Annotated in this window: 18 protein-coding genes; 9 read left to right on the top strand and 9 right to left on the bottom strand. The window is 69.4% G+C overall.

The features are described from left to right. Positions 1-26 precede the first annotated feature (26 nt). Both ACZ5KW_RS13395 and tgtA read left to right on the top strand, forming a co-directional pair. A complete protein-coding gene (locus ACZ5KW_RS13395; RefSeq protein WP_343778240.1) occupies positions 27-836 on the top strand; it encodes a Nif3-like dinuclear metal center hexameric protein in 810 nt (269 codons plus the stop codon). A gap of 80 nt (positions 837-916) precedes the next feature. After that, complete coding sequence (gene tgtA, locus ACZ5KW_RS13390; protein ID WP_343778238.1) at positions 917-2395, top strand: tRNA guanosine(15) transglycosylase TgtA; 1479 nt, start codon at positions 917-919, stop codon at positions 2393-2395. Between the two features lie 103 nt (positions 2396-2498). On the opposite strand, the gene ACZ5KW_RS13385 is transcribed toward tgtA, so the two are convergent. Beyond that, positions 2499-2831 carry an uS10/mL48 family ribosomal protein gene (locus tag ACZ5KW_RS13385; RefSeq protein WP_343778236.1) on the bottom strand — a complete coding sequence of 111 codons (333 nt, stop codon included), beginning with the start codon at positions 2829-2831 and terminating at the stop codon, positions 2499-2501. Between the two features lie 167 nt (positions 2832-2998). Here ACZ5KW_RS13385 and ACZ5KW_RS13380 point away from each other — a divergent pair, with 167 nt between their 5' ends. Next, positions 2999-3445, top strand: a complete 447-nt coding sequence (locus tag ACZ5KW_RS13380; RefSeq protein ID WP_343778235.1) for a bis(5'-nucleosyl)-tetraphosphatase — start codon at positions 2999-3001, stop codon at positions 3443-3445. Positions 3446-3462: 17 nt separating this feature from the next. Here ACZ5KW_RS13380 and ACZ5KW_RS13375 read toward each other — a convergent pair whose 3' ends face one another. Next, a complete protein-coding gene (locus ACZ5KW_RS13375) occupies positions 3463-4944 on the bottom strand; it encodes a carotenoid oxygenase family protein (RefSeq protein WP_343778233.1) in 1482 nt (493 codons plus the stop codon). 121 nt (positions 4945-5065) lie between these two features. Here ACZ5KW_RS13375 and ACZ5KW_RS13370 point away from each other — a divergent pair, with 121 nt between their 5' ends. Further along, complete coding sequence (locus ACZ5KW_RS13370; protein ID WP_343778231.1) at positions 5066-6061, top strand: DUF5787 family protein; 996 nt, start codon at positions 5066-5068, stop codon at positions 6059-6061. 21 nt (positions 6062-6082) lie between these two features. Further along, positions 6083-6292 (top strand): hypothetical protein, encoded by a 210-nt coding sequence (locus tag ACZ5KW_RS13365; RefSeq protein WP_343778230.1) that lies wholly within the window; start codon positions 6083-6085, stop codon positions 6290-6292. 34 nt (positions 6293-6326) lie between these two features. Here the strand turns inward: ACZ5KW_RS13365 and ACZ5KW_RS13360 are convergent, their stop codons facing one another. Beyond that, entirely contained in the window at positions 6327-7265 is a 939-nt protein-coding gene (locus ACZ5KW_RS13360) for a carbohydrate kinase family protein (protein WP_343778228.1), read from the bottom strand. Positions 7266-7455: 190 nt separating this feature from the next. Beyond that, the gene (locus ACZ5KW_RS13355) at positions 7456-9129 is read right to left on the bottom strand and encodes a glycoside hydrolase family 13 protein (protein ID WP_343778226.1); all 1674 of its coding nucleotides are present in this window, start codon (positions 9127-9129) and stop codon (positions 7456-7458) included. Between the two features lie 220 nt (positions 9130-9349). Between ACZ5KW_RS13355 and ACZ5KW_RS13350 the strand changes: the two genes are divergently transcribed. Together ACZ5KW_RS13350 and ACZ5KW_RS13345 are read left to right on the top strand one after the other, a co-directional pair. After that, positions 9350-11479, top strand: a complete 2130-nt coding sequence (locus ACZ5KW_RS13350) for a glycoside hydrolase family 32 protein (RefSeq protein ID WP_343778224.1) — start codon at positions 9350-9352, stop codon at positions 11477-11479. Between the two features lie 299 nt (positions 11480-11778). Beyond that, positions 11779-12258 carry a universal stress protein gene (locus ACZ5KW_RS13345; protein ID WP_343778222.1) on the top strand — a complete coding sequence of 160 codons (480 nt, stop codon included), beginning with the start codon at positions 11779-11781 and terminating at the stop codon, positions 12256-12258. 99 nt (positions 12259-12357) lie between these two features. Here the strand turns inward: ACZ5KW_RS13345 and ACZ5KW_RS13340 are convergent, their stop codons facing one another. Further along, positions 12358-13719, bottom strand: a complete 1362-nt coding sequence (locus ACZ5KW_RS13340; protein WP_343778221.1) for a glycoside hydrolase family 68 protein — start codon at positions 13717-13719, stop codon at positions 12358-12360. Between the two features lie 144 nt (positions 13720-13863). On the opposite strand from ACZ5KW_RS13340, the gene ACZ5KW_RS13335 reads away from it, so the two are divergent. Then, a complete protein-coding gene (locus ACZ5KW_RS13335; protein ID WP_343778220.1) occupies positions 13864-14010 on the top strand; it encodes a hypothetical protein in 147 nt (48 codons plus the stop codon). Then, a complete protein-coding gene (locus ACZ5KW_RS13330) occupies positions 13994-15088 on the top strand; it encodes a TrmB family transcriptional regulator (RefSeq protein WP_343778218.1) in 1095 nt (364 codons plus the stop codon). The genes ACZ5KW_RS13335 and ACZ5KW_RS13330 overlap by 17 nt, the downstream gene beginning before the upstream one ends. A gap of 81 nt (positions 15089-15169) precedes the next feature. Here ACZ5KW_RS13330 and ACZ5KW_RS13325 read toward each other — a convergent pair whose 3' ends face one another. The 4 genes from ACZ5KW_RS13325 to ACZ5KW_RS13310 all read right to left on the bottom strand — a co-directional run bounded on the left by ACZ5KW_RS13325 (position 15170) and on the right by ACZ5KW_RS13310 (position 19909). Continuing rightward, positions 15170-16348, bottom strand: coding sequence for an ABC transporter ATP-binding protein (locus tag ACZ5KW_RS13325; RefSeq protein ID WP_343778216.1), 1179 nt, complete (start codon positions 16346-16348; stop codon positions 15170-15172). A gap of 6 nt (positions 16349-16354) precedes the next feature. Then, complete coding sequence (locus ACZ5KW_RS13320) at positions 16355-17329, bottom strand: carbohydrate ABC transporter permease (protein WP_343778215.1); 975 nt, start codon at positions 17327-17329, stop codon at positions 16355-16357. Between the two features lies 1 nt (position 17330). Next, complete coding sequence (locus tag ACZ5KW_RS13315; RefSeq protein WP_343778213.1) at positions 17331-18335, bottom strand: carbohydrate ABC transporter permease; 1005 nt, start codon at positions 18333-18335, stop codon at positions 17331-17333. 158 nt (positions 18336-18493) lie between these two features. After that, the gene (locus ACZ5KW_RS13310) at positions 18494-19909 is read right to left on the bottom strand and encodes an extracellular solute-binding protein (protein ID WP_343778211.1); all 1416 of its coding nucleotides are present in this window, start codon (positions 19907-19909) and stop codon (positions 18494-18496) included. Positions 19910-19923: the final 14 nt, after the last annotated feature.

Below are 19923 nucleotides of genomic sequence, written 5' to 3'. Positions count from 1 at the left end.
ACTTTCCGACGCGCGTACGGACCGGTGTGAAACTCTCCGAGTACGTCGACCGACTCGACGACCGACTCGACACGGCCGCGTACGCCGACGTGGACGCGAGCGCGAACGGGCTCCAAGTGGGCCCGGGCGGCGAGACGGCGTCGGCCGATACCACCGCCGAAGACCCCGAGATCGACCGCGTCGCGTTCGCGGTCGACGCTGCGGTCGAGACGATCGACGCCGCGGCGGACGCGGGGGCGGACGCCCTCGTCGTCCACCACGGCCTCTCGTGGGGCGGGATCGAGCGCGTCACCGGCCGGACGCACGACCGGATCGCGGCGCTCGTCGAGAACGACCTCGCGCTGTACGTCTCGCACCTCCCGCTCGACGGGCATCGGGAACTGGGCAACGCGGCCGGCGTCGCCGACGCGGTCGGACTCTCCGACCGGGAGCCGTTCGGCGAGATCGGTCCGGTGACGATCGGGACGATCGGCGAGGCGGCGTCGCCGCTGTCGGCGGACGCGGTCCGGGAGACGCTCGACGGGTTCGAGGGGCAACCCGACGGCGAGACGGCCCCGACCCGGGTGCTCGAGTTCGGTCCGGACCGGATCGAGCGCGTCGCGGTCGTCACCGGCTCCGGGGTCGACTGGCTCGACGAGGCGGTCGCGGCCGGCGCGGACGCGTTGATCACCGGCGAGGGGAAACAGCAGGTGTACCACGACGCTCGGGAGGCGGGCGTCACCGTCTTCCTCGGCGGCCACTACGCTACGGAGACGTTCGGCGTCCGGGCGCTGGAGTCGCTGTCGGCCGAGTGGGGCGTCGAGACGACGTACGTCTCGCACCCGACCGGGCTCTGAGCCGGGTCGCCCGGGCCTCGCCCCACGCCTCGCTCGTCACCGAACGCAACGCTTACCGCTCGCGTCCGCACAGTCGAGGTATGCGCGATCACTTCGAGATCCGGGACCACGACGCGGCCGGTCGGATCGGTCGGCTGGAGGTCCCCCGCGCCGACGTCACGGTCGAGACGCCGGCGCTCCTGCCCGTCGTCAACCCCAACGTCCTCACGATCGAGCCGGAGCGGCTCCGCGAGGAGTTCGGCGCGGAGATGCTGATCACGAACTCCTACATCATCCGGAGCACGGACCGCATCCGCGACCGCGTGGTCGAGCGGGGGCTCCACGACTTCCTCGGGTTCGACGGGGCGATCATGACCGACTCCGGCTCGTTCCAACTGGCCGAGTACGGCGACATCGACGTGACCACCGAGGAGATAATCGAGTTCCAGCGCGAGATCGGCAGCGACGTGGCGACGCCCGTCGACGTGCCGACCCCGCCGGACGCCGACCGCGAGCGCGCCGAACGCGACCTGGCGACGACGCGGCAGGCGCTCGCCGACGCCGAGTCGGCCGAGACGGGCGAGATGCTGATCAACGCCCCGGTTCAGGGGTCGACCTTCGGCGACCTCCGGGAGGAAGCGGGGAGCCACGCGGCGGCGACCGACCTCGACATCTTCCCGGTCGGTGCGATGGTGCCGCTGCTCAACTCCTACCGCTACGCCGAGGTGGTCGAGGCCGTCCGCGCCGCGAAGCGCGGGCTCGGCCCGGGCGCGCCGGTCCACCTGTTCGGCGCCGGCCACCCGATGATGTTAGCGCTCGCGGTGGCGGCCGGCTGCGACCTGTTCGACTCGGCCGCGTACGCCCTGATGGCGCGCGACGGTCGCTACCTGACGGTCTCGGGCACGGAACACCTCGAAGACCTGGACTACTTCCCCTGTTCGTGTCCGGTCTGTGCGGACCACACGCCGGCGGACCTCCGCGGCCTCGACGACGACGACTCGGAGCGGCTGCTCGCCGAGCACAACCTCCACGTCACCTTCGAGGAGCTCCGCCGGGTCAAGGAGGCGATCCGGTCGGGCTCGCTGCTCGAACTGGTCGACCGCCGCGCCCGCGGTCACCCGGCGATGCTCGACGGGTACCGGGCGCTCCTCGACCACGCCGACGAACTGGAGCGGACCGACCCCGGATCCAAGGACGCGTTCTTCTACACCTCACACGAGGCCGCCCGTCGCCCGGAGGTACAGCGGCATCACGACCGCCTCGCGCGGCTCGCGGCGCCAGACCGCCTCCTGCTCACCGAGTCGAAAGCCCCCTCGGATCACGCGTACGACGCCGTATGGCGGGTGAAGCCGCCGCTCGGTCCGTACCCGCCCGCGCTCTCGGAGACGTATCCACTCACCGCGGAGGTGCCGGAGCGAACCGACGAGGCCGCCGAACTCGCGGCCGCGAGGGGGGTTGCCGCGCTCGCGGCGGCCAACCCGGAGACGGAACTCACGCTCGGGCACGACGCGTGGGCCGAGTCCGCCCTCGACCGGTTGCCGGACCGCGTCGAGACGGAAGACCTGCGGAATCTCCGCTGAGAAGCGCCTCCGCTAACGAAGCGTTCTGACGCGACAGGTCGCGTCGGCGAACCGCAGAAACCGCAGCCGTGACCGGATCGACTGCCGCCCGGGTGTCGGGCGCTCAGTCGCGACGGTGTCCGAGCGGCTTCTTCTGATCGACCTCGACCTCGACGTGGATCGAGTCGGGGAAGTCGCGCGCGACGACGCCGCGGGCGATGTCGTCGGCGCCGTGGATCTCCATCGAGCGTCGGTACACGTCGTAACGCCACGGCGGGAACTCGTCGCCGGGCGCGAGGTCCTTGTACAGCGGGACGGTGACGCTCTCCGACGGCGTGGCGTGTGGGCCCTTACACTCGGCGCCTTTGCGTTCGAGCGTCTCTTTGAGCTCTTGAACCGTCTCGACGAGCACGTCGCGGTCGCCGGACGTGAACTCGAGTTTCGTGACGAAGGTCATGGCTGGGGGTCGTGCGTGAATGGCCTCCCGAGCGGTAAAAACGCATCTACCTGCGGGCTACGCGTGAGACGGGCATCAGATCCGCCCGGTCGGCCGATTCCCCCGGTGGGCCCGATCTGTTCGGGAGTCCGACACGCTCTTTAGGGGTGATCGCTTACCTTCGGCTAATGACGGTCGAAGCGACCAGCTCCGGAGCCATCCTCTTCCGCGATACCCGCGGCGAACGGGAGTACTTACTCCTGAAGAGCCGGCCGGGGGACTGGGAGTTCCCCAAAGGCGGGGTCGAGGGGGACGAGGAGCTCCAGCAGACGGCGATACGAGAAGTCGGTGAGGAGGCCGGGATCGAGGATTTCCGGCTGATAGACGGGTTCCGAGAGGAGTACGACTACGTGTTCGAGGCGAACGGCAAGACCATCCACAAGACGGTCCACCTGTTCATCGCCCGTTCGTTCGAGGCGAGCGCCGAGATCTCGACGGAACACCGCGACCTCCAGTGGCGCGACTACGATCAGGCGATCAACACGATCACCCAGGACGGTCCCCGCGAGATACTGGAGGAGGCCCACGAGTACCTCGACGAGCGGAAAGACGAGGAGGAAGGGAAGTACGTCTGAGACGCGTCCGACCGGACTCACTCCCCCGCGGCGGCTCGTAGCTCCGGGAAGTACCGACCGTGGAAGTCGAAGGGGGTCGCGTGCGGCAGCGTCACCCGCGCCCGCTCGGTGAACGTCTCCCCGTCGATTACGAGCAGCCGCGACCGCTCCTCGTCGACGTCGAGCGCGACGGTGAGGACGACGCCGTCGTCTTCGGCGTCACCGTCGGGGTCGGGGACGAACAGCGGCTCTCCGAAGTAGTCCCCGCCGTCGTCGAACGTTTCGGCGGAACCGGTCGTCGCGTCGATCTTCACGACCCGACGGGCCCACTCCGTGACGGGAGTGTCCATCCCCATCGCGTACACGTACCGGTGGCGCCGGCACCACCGGGCCGGCGACGACGTCGGGAGGGCCGTGCCGCCGTCGAAGAGCGTCTCCCGCGACACCGATCCCTTCCCGCCGCCGTAACGGCCGGCGCCGCCGGAGCCCCCGAGATCGACGGTGAACCGGTCCACCCGGCCGACGATCGCGCCCATCTCGCCGGCCCGGACGTTCTCCAGGTACAGCGAGTCGATCGTCGTCGCGTCCGGGACCGTCTCGAGGTCGAAGACGATCTCGGTTCCGCCGTCCCGCTCGAAGGCGTTCACGTGGTGAAAGCCGAACACCGCGTCGGTCTCCGGCTCGGCGACCACCGACCCGGTGGTCCGGTCGACGACGACGATCCGCGTGCCCCGATCGGGCTCCCAGTCGAACTGCTCGATGAACGCCGACTGCCGCCCCGGCCTGAGGAACCGGAGCGGGTCGAGCCGGAGCGGGAACTCGGTCAGGACGACGTATCGGGGCGTGAGCGCGAAGCTGTGCATGTACGCCGGCTTCTCCGTGGGGACGGTGGCGACGTGCCGGCGGTCCCCGTCGGGCGTCCACGCCGTGACGTGGTACCGGCTGGTCCGACCGAACTCCGTGTCCACCGTGAGGAGCGCGCCGGTCGCCGGGTCGCGCTTGAAGTGCGCACACGACAGCTGCCCGCTCGGGGCGTCGCCCTCGCGGTCGACGTGGCCGGTCGTCGCCAGCGTGTCCGGGTCGAACGAGACGCCCCGCGGCGACTCGGTCAGCGCGACGTACCGGTCGCCGACCCGCTCGGCGACGATGTTCGCGTTGTCGTACGGCGCCGTGAGGAACCCCGCCAGCCGCGAGCGGAGCGTGGTCTCGCCGGTCGCGAACCCGCCCTCGAACTCGCCCGCTCGGGCCGCCTCGTGGGCCGCCGACCGGAGGAAGCGATTCCGGTAGTGGACCGCGCCGCCGTCGGAGCGCCCCGCGCCGTCGTCCGGGTCGAAGGTGAACCGGTACAGCATCGCCAGCCCGTCGAACCAGTGGTCGACGGCGCTCCCGTCTGGGAACGAGAACGCCCCGGGCCCGTTCCGCACGAGGCTCCCGCGGAGCCAGTCCGGGAGGGCACCGGTCACGGGGAGCGAGACCGCGGTCTCCTCGTGGAGGGAGTGAAATCCGGAGTGCGATTCCATACCACGGAGACGGGTCCCCACCGGTTAAGACCTGTCGCGGACGCGGGCCCGACGGCGGACCCGCGGCTCGGCCGCGAGCCGAGCGGTCCGCTTTTGTCCGCCGCCGCCGACCGTTCGAGCAGTGACGCCCGACGCCGAGTTCGGTTACGAGCTGCTCGTCTGCCGGTACGCCGAGCTGGCGTGGCACCCGAGCGAGGGGCCGCGTCCCGCCCTCGTCTCCCGACAGCTCGGCACCCAGCGGCGGCGCTGGGACACGGTCGTGATCGAGGTCGACCCGACGGCGTTCGAACGGCGCCGCGCCCTCGGCGACCGGACCATCGGCTCGGACCAGCTCCACGTCGTCCGCGGCGCGCCCGCCGAGTGGACGTGGTACCGCGACGCGCTGCCCGATCCCGGCTACCCGTGGCGCTACGTGCGCCAGGCGGTCCACCGCGCGGCGGGCCGCGACCTGATTGAGGAGCGCCGCGACGGCAACCGTATCCAGATCCGCCGGAAGCGACCGTACCCCGACTGGGTCGAGCGGATCGTCGCGGTCGAGAACAAGCCGGACTTGGACCGTTCGGCCGCCGACCGGCTGGCGGACCAGCTGGAACACGACGTCGACGCCGGGCTCGCCGACGAGGTGTGGCTGGCGACCGAGACGACCGGCGAGCGCGTCGAACCGGCGCTGCTCCGCGAGATGCCGGTCGAGGCCGGGATCCTCGCCACCGACTTCGCGGACGGGGTCGACGCCGACGCGGCCGACGTGGCGTGGCACCCGAGCGATCTCTCGCCCGCGGACGGCGAGCGCCGCGACCCGGAGACCGAGACGCTGCGGCTGGAGATCGCCGAGCGCGCCTACGGCAAGGGGTGGCGCTCGTTCCACGACACGATGCGTCCCGACTGCCGCCACTTCGAACTCCGGCGCGAGGGCCGGGCGCTCGTTCCCTACTGCGCCGCGAAAGAGCAGGTCCCCACCGCGCGCGAGTGTTCGGGCTCCTGTTCCGAGTTCTCGCCGGAACCCCCGCAGTGGCGGACGAAGGGGTGGCCCATCGAGGGCGGGCCGGGAAAGGGGCTCAAACGGGTGTTGGCTCGGCGGCGGGACCGCGAGCGAGACCGCGTCGAAAGCGTTGAGTGAGCGGCGGTGTCTCCCGTCCGTATGCGGTTCCCCACTCCCCCGCTCTCCGAGTACGCGATCAACACGGCGCTCGTGGTCCTCACGCTGGCCGTCCTCCAGTACACCGGCTGGCTCTCCGACGGTCCCGCCGGCCTCGACCCGGCGTTCCTCGTCGTGGTCGCGGTGACCTTCCCGGCGTTCTCGTACCTGATCGCCGTCGCCGTCGCGAACGTCCGCTCGAACGCGGAGTGAGTCCCCACGGGAGGCGCCCGGACCGGAGACCCCGTCAGCGACCGTCGCGGACCCGCTCGACCGCCTCCCTGTCCGGAAGCGCGGTCATCGCGCCCTCGAAGCGGGTCGACGCCGCGGCGACGGCGTTCGCGAACCCGAGGAGCTCCTCGGGCGCGGTGCCGTCGACCAGTCCCGCGACGACGCCCGCGGTGAAGGCGTCGCCCGCGCCCGTCGTGTCGGCGACGTCGTCGACGCGGTAGCCGCCGTGGTGCCACTCGCCGCGTCCCCAGGGGGAGCCCTCGGCGGCGATCAGGCGCGCCCCGGCGTCGCCCTCCGTCAGGAACACCGCGTCCGGTCCGGCGTCGAGCAACTCGTCGGGCTCCGTCGGGAGCGTGTCGCCGCCGAGGTCCTCCCGGGAGCCCTTGAGAACGTCCGTCATCGAGAGCATCCGACGCATCGTCGGCGCGGGGTCGACCTCCCAGAGCTCCGGCCGGACGTTCGGGTCGAAGAGGACCCGACAGCCCGCAGCCCGTGCGCGCTCGACGAGGTCGAACGTCGCCGAGCGGGCCGGCTCGACGGTCAGCGTCACCCCGCCGACGACCACGACGTCGACCGACTCGAGGACGTCGTCCGGGACGCCGCTCGCATCGAACCGCCTGTCGGCCGTCCCCTGGCGGTAGAACGTGAACTCCCGGTCCGCGTCCCGGCTGTGCGAGACGAACGCCAGCGCGGTCTGAGCGTCCGGCTCGCGGCTCACGAACCGGTCCGGGATCCCCTCGCGGTCGAGCACGCTCGCGAGGTGGTCGCCGAAGGCGTCGGTCGCGAGGGTCGTACAGAACCAGGGCGTCCGACCGAGCCTGGCGAGCCCGACCGCGACGTTGGCCGGCGCGCCGCCCGCCTGTCGAGAGAACGACTCGACCGCCGCCAGCGCCCCGTGTCTGTCCGGAATGAAGTCGATCAGCGCCTCGCCGGCGACGAGCGTCTCACGCGTCATGGCGTGCCCCGGCGGGTCCGTCGTGGTGGCCGTGCCGTTGCGCCGCGGTCGTCGCCGCTCGTTGCCGACGGGACATCTCTCGACTGTGCCGACGCGTGTGCCGATAATAAATTCACGGGACGGCGACGGGTCGTCCTCGACCCCGTCCCGTCACCGAGATCGGTCCGCCCGCGTCGCCCGACGCTTGGCCTCAGCGTGACTCGGCGTACAGCCGGGACTCGTACGGACGCAGGTCGAACGGCTCGCCGGGCGCTTCCGGCACCGACTCGTAGTTTCCGAGGAGGAGGGAGGCCGACGCGGCGACCGGATCGACGTCGGCCGACCGGGGTTCAGAAGAGAGGTTGAGCACGACCACGACCCGCTCGTCGTTCAGGCTCCGCTCGTAGACGTACAGCTGCTCTTCGTCGGGGTAGTGGAGCTCGTAGGAGCCGTACCGGAGCGGTTCCGAGCTCCCTCGCACGTCGATCAGCGTCCGGTAGTACGACAGCACCGACGGCGTCCGCTCGCGCTCGCGAGCGGCGTTGACGGCCTCGTAGTCGTCGTTGACCGGCAGCCACGGATCGCCCTCGGTGAAGCCCGCGTGCCGCCCGTCGGTCCACTGCATCGGCGTCCGGGCGTTGTCACGCGACCGTGCCTCGACGACGTGTCTGACGTCTTCGTACCCGTCGTACGCCCCGTCCGCCAGCAGCTCCCGGACGTTCCGGACGGTGTCGACGTCGGCCACGTCGTCGAGGGTCTCGAAGGTCGTGTTCGTCATCCCGAGCTCCTGTCCCTGATAGACGAACGGCGTTCCGCGCAGCGTCAGGAGGACCGTCGCGAGCGCGGTCGCGGACTCGTAGTGATACGCCTCGTCGTCGCCGAACCGGGAGACGCTGCGCGGCTGGTCGTGGTTCTCGAAGAAGAGGGTCGTCCACCACTCGTCGTCGAGGCCGTGCTGCCACCTGTCGAGGACGGATTTGAGCTCCGACAGCGTCCACTCGCCGACGTCCCAGCGACCGTTCGGACCGAAGTCGACCTGGACGTGTTCGAAGGGGAAGACCAGATCGAGCGGCCCGTCCTCGCCGGTGTACTCGCGGGCGGAATCGAGCGTGAGCTCCGGCATCTCGCCGACGGTGACGATGTCTCTCCCGGCGAACACCGCCTCGCGCATCTCGTCGAGGTACTCGTGGATCCGCGGCCCGTCGACGAAGTGTTCGCTCCCGACGAGGTCTCGACTGGGGTCGCCGTCGGGCAGCCCCTCCGGCTTCGAGATGAGGTTGAGGACGTCGAGCCGGAAGCCGTCGATCCCCTTGTCGAGCCACCAGTTCATCACGTCGTACAGGTCCCGTCGAACGTCCGGATTGCGCCAGTTGAGGTCGGGCTGTGTCGTGTCGAAGAGGCTGAGATACCACGCCTCGCGCTCCTCGTCGTACGTCCACGCGGAGCCGCCGAAGAACGACTTCCAGTTGTTCGGGGGGTCGGCCGGGTCGCCCTCGCGCCACACGTAGTAGTCGCCGTACTCCCCGTCCGGGTCCGCGCGGGACCGCCGGAACCAGTCGTGTTCCGACGAGGTGTGGTTCGCGACCATGTCCATCACCAGCCTGATGTCCCGGTCGTGGAGCCCGGCCAGCAGCGACTCCCAGTCGTCCATCGTCCCGTACTCCGAGTGGATCGAGCGGTAGTCGCTGACGTCGTACCCGTTGTCGTTCTGGGGCGACTCGTACACCGGGCTGAGCCAGACGACGTCGACGCCGAGCTCGTCGACGTAGTCGAGCTTCTCGACGATCCCCGGGATGTCGCCGACGCCGTCGCCGTTCGAGTCGTTGAAACTCCGCGGATAGATCTGATACGCCACCGCCTCCTTCCACCATTCGTGCGCTGTCATTTTTGCGTGGGACCCGGCCGACGCGACACGCCATCGCCCGCGACGTGCCGCCGGTCCAGAGCGTACTGCGTCCACATTGGTCCCGCGTCTGTTAGCACTGTCGGAACGGTCCCGTGTGCCCGCAGTCACTCGGTTCGAGCGGCGGGCGGTGAGCGAGCGACCGCCGCCGACTCGCCGCCGGATGGATCGCGTTTTTACTTCGGGACGCGATAGCCGACCCATGACAGCCACGCCGGTTCGCGTCGGGCTCCTCGTCGACGGGCGCCCGAGCGACCGACAGGAGGCGGCGCGCGAGTGGGCGGACGCCAGGTACGACGTCGAGGCGGTCGACCCGGCTCAGGTCGACCCGTCGACGCCGCACGACGTCCTCTGGTGGCACCGCGAGGAGCCGCCGACGGCGCTCGACGACCGGACCGCGTCGGCGCTCGCCGCGTACGTCCGAGACGGCGGCGGCCTCCTCTTGAGCCTCCGCGCCGTGGGGGCGGTGACGTCGCTCGGCGTCGAGCCGGTCGCTCCCGACGCCGTCGGGACGAGGACCGTCACGGCCCCGACCGGGCCCCTCTGGCGCTCGGTGTACGACGACCACCCCGCGGTCGACGCGTTCGAGGGGCTCCGGACCCCCGTCGCGGACCGCGGGGCGGTCCCGTACGCCCGCTACGAGGAGCAGCTCCCGGCCGAGGGCGAAGTCCTCGCGTCGACCGTCGAGGGCGAACACGACCGCCCGGAACAGACCAGCGTGATCTGGTGGCACCCGGGCGAGGGCGCGGTGCTCGGCGCCAGCGAGCTGGCGTTCGCCTCGGCGGCCGGGGAGCCGTACGGCGCGAACCGGGACCGTCTCGCGGAGGGACTGATCGACTCGCTGGCGAGCGGCCCGGATTCGCGCTTCGACCGCCCCGCCAGCGGCGAGGAGTTCCGGCGCCTCCGAGGGAAACTCGACGACGACCGCCAGCGCCCCCGATACCACGTCACGCCGCCGGCGAACTGGCTCAACGACCCGAACGGGCTGATCGAACGCGACGGCACCTACCACCTGTTCTATCAGTACAACCCGGGCGGGCCGTACCACAACTCGATCCACTGGGGCCACGCCACGAGCGAGGACCTCGTCCACTGGCGAGACGAACCCGTCGCGCTGGCGCCCTCGCCCGACGGCCCGGACCGCGACGGCTGCTGGTCGGGCTGTGCGGTCGAGTTCGACGGCGAGCCGACGATACTGTACACGGGCGGGCGCGACCGGCGGCAGCTCCCCTGCCTGGCGACCGCCGCCGACTCGACGCTCCGGTCGTGGACCAAAGAGCGGTCGAACCCGGTCATCGAGGCGCCGCCGGACGACGTCGACGTGCTGGAGACCGAACACTGGCAGGCCGAGTTCCGGGACCACTGCGTCTGGCACGAGGACGGCCGGTGGCACCAGCTCATCGGCTCCGGCCTCGCCGACGTCGGCGGAACGGTCTTCCGGTACAGCTCCGAGGACCTCCGCGACTGGCGCTACGAGGGCCAGCTCCTGACCGCCGACCGGCCGGACGCCGGGGCCGTCTGGGAGTGCCCCGAGCTGCTCCGCTTCGACGAGTGGGACCTCCTCCACGTCTCGGACTACGAGACCGTCCCGTACTTCATCGGCACCCGGCGCGACGGGGAGTTCGACGTCGCCGCCCGGGGGGTCCTCGACCACGGCGACTTCTACGCGCCGCAGTCGATGGCCGTCGACGACGGCTACCTGACGTGGGGGTGGCTCCCCGAGGCCCGCGACACGGAGGCGCAGTGGGACGCCGGGTGGTCCGGTTCGCTGTCGGTACCGCGCCGGATCGAGGTGGACGACGCGGGGGGTCTCACGCAGCGTCCGGCGCCGCAACTGACCGCGCTCAGGGAGACGACGCAGGTCGACGGGGCGTCGGTCTCGCTCGACGACGAACGGTGGACCCCTCCCGCCGGCGGCCGGGCGCTCGAACTGTCGGCGACGATCGCGCTCGACGACGCCGACGCCGTGACGCTCTCCGTCTTCGAGTCGCCGGACCGGCGAGAGCGCACCGAGATCCGGTACAGCTCGACGAACGAACTGGTCGTCGACCGCTCGGCCGCGAGCGACGACCCCCGCGTTCGGAGCGACGACCAGCGGATGACCGTGACGCCGTACGACGGACCGCTCGCGCTCCGGGCGTTCCTCGACGGCTCCACGGTGGAGCTATTCGCCAACGAGCGGCACTGCCTGACGAGCCGCGTGTACCCGACGCGGGCGGACAGCACGGGGATCTCGTTCGCGGCGTCGGGCGGCCGCGCCGACGTCGAGGACGTGACCGTCTGGGAACTCGGAGACGCGTATCCGGACTCGGCGACCCCGCGGACCGACTGACCCGGCGGACACCGAGGCGACGCCGGGAGTCGTCGCCCGCCCGACTCGGGACTCGTTTCACCGCGAGCGACGGCTGTGCCGTTTTCCGGAGCGTCGGCCGGAGGAAAGCGACGTCACCGGGCCCTAGGGTGAAAGCGGCGTCACCGAGCCCCGTCGACGCCGCCCTCACGGGTGCGCTTCCCCGACGGTCAGCGAGCACGCCCTCGAAGCGCGCCTGCCGCGATGTACATGAATATTAACTCAACTACGAATTAACTTTGCGAAGATATAAGTTCCTTCGTCGCCTACGTGTAATCGAGATGAGCATGAACACCGTCCTTCTGGCTATCGGATCGGAAGACGAGAGCCGACTCGAAGAGCTCGCAGAGACCGCCGCGTCCGTCGTCGACCCGAACGGTCGCATCGTCCTCCTCCACGTGTTCGACCGCCAGCGGTACGACACGATCGAGACGCAGCTGAACATCGACCCCGACTCGGAGGTCACGCCCGACGACGTCTCTCAGCGGTCGCGGATCGTCACCGACGTCGCCGAGCGCCTCGAACGCGCGGGCGTCGACTACGAGATCCGCGGCGCGCTCGGCGAGACCGCCGACAGCATCCTCGGGGAGGCCGAGACCCTCGACGCGGACCTCGTCGTCGTCGGCGGGCGAACCCGCTCGGCGGCCGGCAAGGCCCTGTTCGGCTCGACCTCTCAGCGCGTGCTGCTCGAGGCCGACTGCCCGGTGACGTTCGTCAAAGAGCGGTCCGAGGAGCGGACGGAAGCGGCCGTCCCCGCGTAAATCGTCGTCTTTCTTCTGCCGCGCCGGCTCACCCGGAACCCAGCCGCCGGCCCCTCCGCGGTTCCACGCGCCGCAGACGCCGCGAAACCCCCTCGCGAGCTACGGCAACGGTTCGTCGTACTCCGACTCTGACGGCGCGTCGCCGTAGCCGTCGCGGACGCCGCCCTCGAGGACCCTCCCGTCGAAGTCGTCGTCCGGCAGTTCGGACTCGTCGACCGGCGGGAGCGCCTCGTCCGGCGTGGGGATCCGCCACGCGTCGAGCGCTCCGAGCAGCCGGGTCTCGTCGCCGTCGACCCCGAGCCGGAGCGTCGGCGCGAGCGTGCCGCCGAACCGCGCGCGCTGTTCGGCCTCGGAGAACTCGGCTACCGCGTCGAGCGAGTCGCCCGCGAAGTCGTGGTAGTTGAGGAAGCTCTGGAGTAACACCTCCCCGTCGTGAGCGAACGCCATCCACGAGTACGCTTGGAACCGCGCTTCCGGCGGGTTCGTCGCGACTAGCCCGCTCCCGTTCAGGGGCCGGTAGGGCCCGTCGAACCGGTCCGCGGCGAACCCGTACAGGCCGTCGGGGCCGCTCACGCCGGGCGCGAACGTGTGGACGTGGCTGCAGACGAACAGGTAGTACCGGCCGTCGGCGACGACGACGTGCGGGCGTTCGAGCTCTTGGTTCACCTCGACGGCCTCGACGAGCGGCGGCCGGAGCTCCCACGAGAGCGGGTCGCCGGACGCGGAGCGAGCGACGCCGACGCAGCCGTTGAACTCCCGTCGACGCGAGGTCTCGGCGCCGTCGCCCTCGCGCTCGGGCGCCGGGGCGTTGCCCTCGAAGAGGAGGTGGGTCTCGCCGGTCGCGGGGTCCTCGAAGAACCACGGGTCGCGGAAGGTGTAGGTCATCCCGCGCGACTGCGCCTCCGTCTCGTACCACTCCCCGTCGGGTTCGAGGAGCGTCTCGTGGGTCCACGGCCCGGCGAGTTCGACGCCGGAATCGTCCGCGGTCACGGTTCCGCCGTGTGCGACCGCGACCCGCTGGGTGTAGGTCAGTTCGTCGGCCTCGTCGCGGCCGGCCGCGGTGTAGTAGAGGTAACAGTCCCCGTCGTCGTACAGCGCGGAGCCGGCCCACTGCCGCTGTCCGAGCGCGTCGCCGCCGAAGACCGGACCGGCGTCGCGCCACTCGCTCCCGTTACGCGAGTAGAAACAGCGGATCTCGGCCACGTCGTGGCGCGTCCCGGGGAGGAGGTCCGCCGGCGCGGTCAGCGAGAACGCCAGCCGCCAGCCGTTCACCTCGGCGATCTCCCCGTGGCGGTCGCGCAGCAGCCACGTGTCCCAGACGTGGAGGTCCGGGAAGGGGTCGACCGTCGGCGGCCCCGCGACCGGCGCGACGTTCCCGCGGCGACGCTCGACCGACGCCGCCTGCTCTCGCGTCCACCGCGACCGGGGTGGACGGTCGTCTCGGCCGGGCGAGTCGTTCATGAACGTTGTCGACGACGGACCGAATAAAGCCTTTTCAGTCGGAACGGCCCCGTTTAGCCGGATCGCGTTCACACCGGGGGGACCCGGCGGATGACAGGTGACCGCAAAATAAAATGTTTTATCACTTCCGTGGTAGTCGAAAGCATGGCTAACCGACTCGGCAGACGCGTGGCCTCGACGCGCGGGCGCGGCGCCGGCAGACCGGACGGTCCGCGCCGGGTGACGACGGTCCGCGTCGGGCGCGCCGCCCTCCTGAAGCGACGTGTGACGGGTGGTGACGGTGGAGCGTGACGAGCTCACCGGAGTCTTAGAGGACGCCGGGCTCTCGCCGTACCAGGCGGACGCGTACGTGACGGTCCTCGAACTGGGTTCGGCACCGGTGACCCGCATCGCGGACGCCAGCGGGGTTCCCGATCCGCGGATCTACGACGTGTTGCGGGACCTAGAGAGCAACGGGTACATCGAGATGTACGACCAGGAGTCGCTGTACGCCCGCGCGAACAGCCTCGACGAGATCACCGACGACCTCCAGTCGCGGGCGAACCGGTTCACCACCGCGACCGAGGAGATCGAACGCCGCTGGAACGAGCCGTCGGTCGAGCGGTCGACGGTGAGCATCGTCACCCGCTTCGAGACGGTGATCAAGAACGCCGACGAGTTCATCCGCGAGGCGGAATCGCAGGTGAACGTCTCGCTCGGCGTCGAGCACTTCGAACGGCTCCGACCGGCCCTCCGCGAGGCGACCGGACGCGGAATTCGGGTCAACCTCTCGATCCACACGCCGGACGCCGGCCGGGAGGCCCTCCCCGACGCAGAGGAACTCAGCGAGGTCTGCTCCGAGGCGCGGCACCGCCGGCTCCCCTCGCCGTTCGCGGTGATCGTCGACCGGACGAAGACGTGTTTCGCGCCGCACGCAGGCTCGATGAACGAGTACGGCGTGCTCGTCGACGACCGCACGCACACCTACGTGTTCCACTGGTACTTCCTGACCACGCAGTGGGACATGTGGGAGCCGATCTACTCGTCGCTCAGCGACGAACCGCCCATAGAGTACGTCGACATCCGGTACTGCGTCCGGGACGTCGCCCCGCTGCTCCGAGACGGCGCGACGGTGAAGGTCCGCATCGAGGGAGCGGACACGGAGACCGGCGCGGACCGAGTGGTCGAGGGGCGGCTCTCGGGGGTCACCACGACGGGATTCGAAGACGCGGCCGACGCCCAGGCGATCGCCAGCTTCGGCGGTCAGGTCGCGCTCGTCGTCGAGACAGACGACGGACCGGTGGAGGTCGGCGGCTGGGGCGCGATGGTCGAGGCCGTCGAGGCCCATCGGATCTCCGTCCTCAGCGTGGAATCGGGGACTGCCGACTGAGGCTCACGGAACCCGGTGTCGGAACGACGGCCCGCGGTCGCGCCCCCGAAACGTCGTCCGCGAGAAAACGCGACCGCCCGCTCAGTCTGCCTGAGCGCTTTCGCCGTCGGCCTCGACGCCGGCGCCGGCCACGATCCCGTGCGAGATCGCGTCGCCGGTGGCGTCGTCGAACAGGTGGAGGTGCGAGCGGTCTAAGACGATCTCGACGTCCTCCTCCTCGGCGATGTCGCTCGAGGGATCGATGCTCATCAACAGCCCCTGCCGTTCCTCGAAGTCCGCCTGCTCGCTGGACGTGTCGAGGATCGGCTTCAGGTAGACGAAGATCTCGTCGCCCATCGGTTCGAGCACGTCCGTCGTGACCGAGAACGTCCGGCTCGGGTCCTTGGCCTCGGCGCTGTTGCTCTCGAGGTAGATGTCCTCCGGCCGGATGCCGAACTCCACCGCGTCGCCGTTTCCGACGCCGTCTATCGCCGAGGTGTCGAAGGAGATGGAGTAGCCGTTCGCGTCGAGGGTGCCGTCGCCGACGGTGGCGTCGGCGAAGTTCATCGAGGGCGACCCGATGAAGCCGGCGACGAACCGGTTGGCCGGCTCGTTGTAACAGGTCAGCGGCGGCGCGATCTGCTGGAGCTGGCCCTTGTCGAGCACGGCGATCCGGTCCGACATGGTCATCGCCTCGGCCTGGTTGTGCGTGACGTAGATGATCGTCGTGTCCAACTGCTTGTGGAGCCGCTGGAGCTCCGTTCGCATGTTGACGCGCAGCTTGGCGTCGAGGTTCGCCAGCGGCTCGTCCATCAGGAACACGTCCGGGTCGCGGACGATCGCTCGCGCGATCGCGACGCGCTGCCGCTGCCCGCCGGACATCTCGCTCGGCATCCGGTCGAGCATCCCCTTCATGCGGACCACACGGGCGGCCTCGTCGACGCGCTCGTCCATCTCGTCTTGCGGGAAGTCGCGGAGCCGCAGGCCGAAGGAGATGTTGTCGTACACGTCCATGTGCGGGAACAGCGCGATGTTCTGGAACACCATCGCGATCCCGCGGTCCTTCGGCGGGAGGTTCGTCACCTCCTTGTCGCCGATCAGGATCTCGCCCGACGTCGGCTTGGTGAGGCCGGCGATCGTCTCGAGCGTCGTGGACTTCCCACACCCGGACGGACCGACGAGGCAGATGAACTCGCCGTCTTTCAGGTCGAGGTTCATGTTGTCAACCGCCGTTACGTCGTCGTACTGCTTCGTTACGTCAGTGAGTTGTACTCGTGCCATGTGTGGTCACTCCTTGAGTGCTCCTTGGGTGAGCCCGCTGATGATCTTGTCCTGTGCGACGACGACGAGGATCGCCACCGGAACGATGGCGATCAGGCTCGCCGCCGCCTGAAGGTCGTACCGAACGGTGTACTGCGTCTGGAACGCGATGACGCCGTCGACGACCGGCGCCCACTCCGCCGCGCTGTTGCCGGTCATCAGGAACGAGAAGAAGAACTCGGTGTACACCGTGATGAAGGTGAGAATCCCGGCGGTCGCGACGCCGGGCGCCGAGAGCGGCATGATCACGCGGAACAGCGCGCCGAGACGGGTCGTCCCCTCGACTCTGGCGGCGTCTTCGAGGCCGTCGGGGATCTGGCCGTAGAACGTCGTCAGTATGAAGATCGCCAGCGGCATCGTGAACGCGCTGAGCGGCGTGACGACCGCGGCGGGCGTCCCGTAGATCTCCACCGGGAGGGTGAAGAGCCCGAGCATCGGCACCTGTTGGTTGAACGCGCGGAACAGCGGGATGAACAGCGTCGCCGGCGGGAAGAAGCTGAGCACCAAAAGCGAGAATAAAAGCGGCGTCTTCCCGCGGAACTCCAGGCGCCCGAACGCGTAGCCGGCGAGGCTCCCGACGAGGAGCACGAACACCGTCACGGTGAACGCGTAAAACAGGCTGTTGAACATGAACCGCGCGAACGGCACCTGCTGGAACACCTGAATGAACACCGACAGGTCGAACGTCGCCGGGACGAGCGGGATGTCGGTCTGGCCGGGCGGCGCCATCGAGACGTTGAACAGCCAGTACAGCGGGAACAGCGAGGTCGTCAACAGCACCCCGCCGAGGAACACCAACATGACGGCGTACGCCTTCTCGGGGTTTTTGATCCAGTCGTCGGCCCACCGAGCGATGCGGGACTTGTTCTCCTCGTCGCCGGTCTCCTCGCCGGAGCCGTCGAACGTTTCGGCGTCGTCGTGGTTGCGTGCGTCGATGCTCATGTTAGGCTAACCCCAGGCTCTGGTTGCTCCGTCGGATGAATCCGAGGTACACCATGATGAACAGTCCGACCACGATGGCGATCAGGACGCTCACGGCGGCCGCGGAGCCGTACAGCGACGCGGACCCGAACATGAACTGCGTCACGAGACAGGTCATCGACGGGACGGTCGAACAGCCGACCGTGGTCGACTCGATGATGCCGTACACCCGGAGCGCGCCCATCGTCCGGAACAGCATCGCGACCATCAACACCGGGAACACCAGCGGGAACGTGATGTAGCGGAAGCGCTGCCACCGCGAGGCGCCCATCACGTCCGCCACCTCGTACAAGTCCTGATTGACGCTCTCTAACCCCGCCAAGATCAGCAGGGCCATGAACGCCGAGGTCTTCCAGATGTCCGCCACCGTCACGATGACGAAGCTGTCGAACGTCGTGTTGAGCGGGAGACTGGAGAAGAGGCCGAGCTGCTGGAGCGGCTCGGTCAAGAGCCCGTACCCGGGCCGGAACAGGAGGAAGAAGATCATCCCCTGGATGACGATCGGGATCGCCCACGGCAGGATGATGAGGAGCCGAACGAGCCGGCGGCCCCTGTACTCGGCTTTCATCAGCATGGCGTAGAGGAACCCGAGCAGCGTCTCGCCGGTGACGCTCAACACGGCGAACAGGATCGTCATGAAAAGCGCCTGTTCTAAGATCGGCGTTTGGAACGAGGGGTCGACGAACGCCGCCGGCGCGAGCGCGTTGGTGTTCGTGAGCAGCTGGACGTAGTTCGTCAGCCCGGTGAACTCGCCGAGCTGCCCGCCGGTGATCACGTCGGCGAAAAACGACATCCTGATCGCCGACGCCAGCGGCCAGAACGCGAACAGCAACAGCACGGTGAACGCCGGCACCAACAGCATGTACGCGTACGCCTGCTCGCTCAGGTTCTCCGTCCGCGTCGCGAGCCCCGCCAGGACGCCGTCGGGACTGCTCGCCGTCTCCGTTCTGCCCTGTTCAACTGCCACGGCGCTCGACACCCCCCGTGACTGCCCGCCGTTGTGGTACGAGCATCGCCCGCCTGTTTTTCGTGCGAATATTTATCATTATTGTCTGTTTGAGACCCTCGTTCGATTTCCGTCCCCCTGAAACGCCGCCGGACGGGGAGCCGCTCACCCGGGCGCCTTCACCCCGACTGCTCTTCGATGGCGGCGATCTGCTCTTGCATCGCGCTCGCCGCTTCCTCCGGCGACTTCTCCTTCCGGAGCGCCGCGTTGACCTCGTTGGCCACGATGCTCCGCTGGTTCGGCCACACCGAGGTCGTCGGCCGCGGCATCAGGTTCTGCGCCGAGTACTGGAGCGCCTCGAAGTACGGACCGACCGCCTCGCTCTCTTGGACGTAGCTGAACAGCTCGGGCTTCGGCGGCATGTAGCTCGCCTCGTCGAACTGTAGCTGGAGGACCGGGTCCTCCCACCACGCCTTGATCACTTCCTTCGCGGACGCCATGTTGTCCGTGTGCGGGTTCATGGACATGATCCACCCGCCCTGCGCGTGTGCGGACCCGTTGGGGCCCTGCGGCAGCGGCATCACGCCGAGTTCCATGTCCGTGCCCTCGAAGGAGCTCACAGCGCCGCCGATGGAGTAGGTCCAGTTCCGCTGCGTGACGGCGCTGCCGGCCTCGAAGGTGCTCTTCGTGTCGGGCTCGATCCAGCCGGCCACTTCTTGGGGCGAGACGCCCTCGATGTCCATCGGCGAGAGCCCCTCGCCGTGGATGATGTCCACCGCGGCCTCGATCCCGTCGATCGACTCCTCCGTGTCGAGGGTGACGGGACGGTCGCCGACCGGCCCGAAGAGGTTGTCCTCGCCGCCGAAGAAGGCGCCCCCCATGCTGGTGAGGAACTCGTTGAACGTACAGCAGGCGAGCCCGACGTAGTTGTTCCCCTGCCAGAGGTGGCCGTACTGGACGTCCGACCCGCTCTGGGCCTCGGCGACGATCTGGGTGAACTCGGCCCACGTCGGCGGGTCGGTCCGCCACGACTCGAAGTCCGAGTCGCCGTACCCGGCGTCCCGGAGCAGGTCTTTCCGGTAGGTGATGACCGGGTAGTCCGGGAACACCGGCACCGAGTACAGGTCGCCGGTCTCGGGGTGGGTCCCCGTGTCGATCATCGACTGGACGCCCTCCTCTCTGACGCGGGCGATGAACTCGTCGTCCATCTCCTCTTCGAGGTTGACCAGGTCGTCGCGGACGATGAACGGGATCGTCCACCCGTTGTCGGTTAAGACCAGGTCCGGGTCCGCCTCCTCAGCGTTGATCGCGGTCCGCAGCTGCTGTTGCTTGCTTCCGGAGTCCTGCGGCGGCACGACCATCTCGATGTCGATTGAGTCGGGAACGCCGGCGTCGTGGAGCGCCTCTTCCATCCCGATGTCGACGAACGCCGACCCCGAGAAGACCGTGACCGTCCCGCCTATCTCGTCGCCCGATCCGCCGTCGCCGCTGTCCCCCCCGCCGGAACAGCCCGCGAGACCAGCGGCCCCCACCGCTCCGGTCGCCGCGAGGTACTGTCGCCGCGAGACCCCCTCTGGTGTGCTATCGTCTGGCATCGCTGGGACATAAG

The organism is Halorubrum ejinorense (genome assembly GCF_055389685.1).
The sequence above is the reverse complement of the archived record's forward strand: the minus strand, read 5'-3'. Positions and strand labels throughout refer to the sequence as shown.

Bases quoted from the DNA above. Each gene is read 5' to 3' on its own strand.
- tgtA (WP_343778238.1), top strand. From the start codon at position 917: ATGCGCGATCACTTCGAGATCCGGGACCACGACGCGGCCGGTCGGATC.
- ACZ5KW_RS13385 (WP_343778236.1), bottom strand. From the start codon at position 2,831: ATGACCTTCGTCACGAAACTCGAGTTCACGTCCGGCGACCGCGACGTG.
- ACZ5KW_RS13380 (WP_343778235.1), top strand. From the start codon at position 2,999: ATGACGGTCGAAGCGACCAGCTCCGGAGCCATCCTCTTCCGCGATACC.
- ACZ5KW_RS13375 (WP_343778233.1), bottom strand. From the start codon at position 4,944: ATGGAATCGCACTCCGGATTTCACTCCCTCCACGAGGAGACCGCGGTC.
- ACZ5KW_RS13365 (WP_343778230.1), top strand. From the start codon at position 6,083: ATGCGGTTCCCCACTCCCCCGCTCTCCGAGTACGCGATCAACACGGCG.
- ACZ5KW_RS13360 (WP_343778228.1), bottom strand. From the start codon at position 7,265: ATGACGCGTGAGACGCTCGTCGCCGGCGAGGCGCTGATCGACTTCATT.
- ACZ5KW_RS13355 (WP_343778226.1), bottom strand. From the start codon at position 9,129: ATGACAGCGCACGAATGGTGGAAGGAGGCGGTGGCGTATCAGATCTAT.
- ACZ5KW_RS13350 (WP_343778224.1), top strand. From the start codon at position 9,350: ATGACAGCCACGCCGGTTCGCGTCGGGCTCCTCGTCGACGGGCGCCCG.
- ACZ5KW_RS13345 (WP_343778222.1), top strand. From the start codon at position 11,779: ATGAGCATGAACACCGTCCTTCTGGCTATCGGATCGGAAGACGAGAGC.
- ACZ5KW_RS13340 (WP_343778221.1), bottom strand. From the start codon at position 13,719: ATGAACGACTCGCCCGGCCGAGACGACCGTCCACCCCGGTCGCGGTGG.
- ACZ5KW_RS13335 (WP_343778220.1), top strand. From the start codon at position 13,864: ATGGCTAACCGACTCGGCAGACGCGTGGCCTCGACGCGCGGGCGCGGC.
- ACZ5KW_RS13325 (WP_343778216.1), bottom strand. From the start codon at position 16,348: ATGGCACGAGTACAACTCACTGACGTAACGAAGCAGTACGACGACGTA.
- ACZ5KW_RS13320 (WP_343778215.1), bottom strand. From the start codon at position 17,329: ATGAGCATCGACGCACGCAACCACGACGACGCCGAAACGTTCGACGGC.
- ACZ5KW_RS13310 (WP_343778211.1), bottom strand. From the start codon at position 19,909: ATGCCAGACGATAGCACACCAGAGGGGGTCTCGCGGCGACAGTACCTC.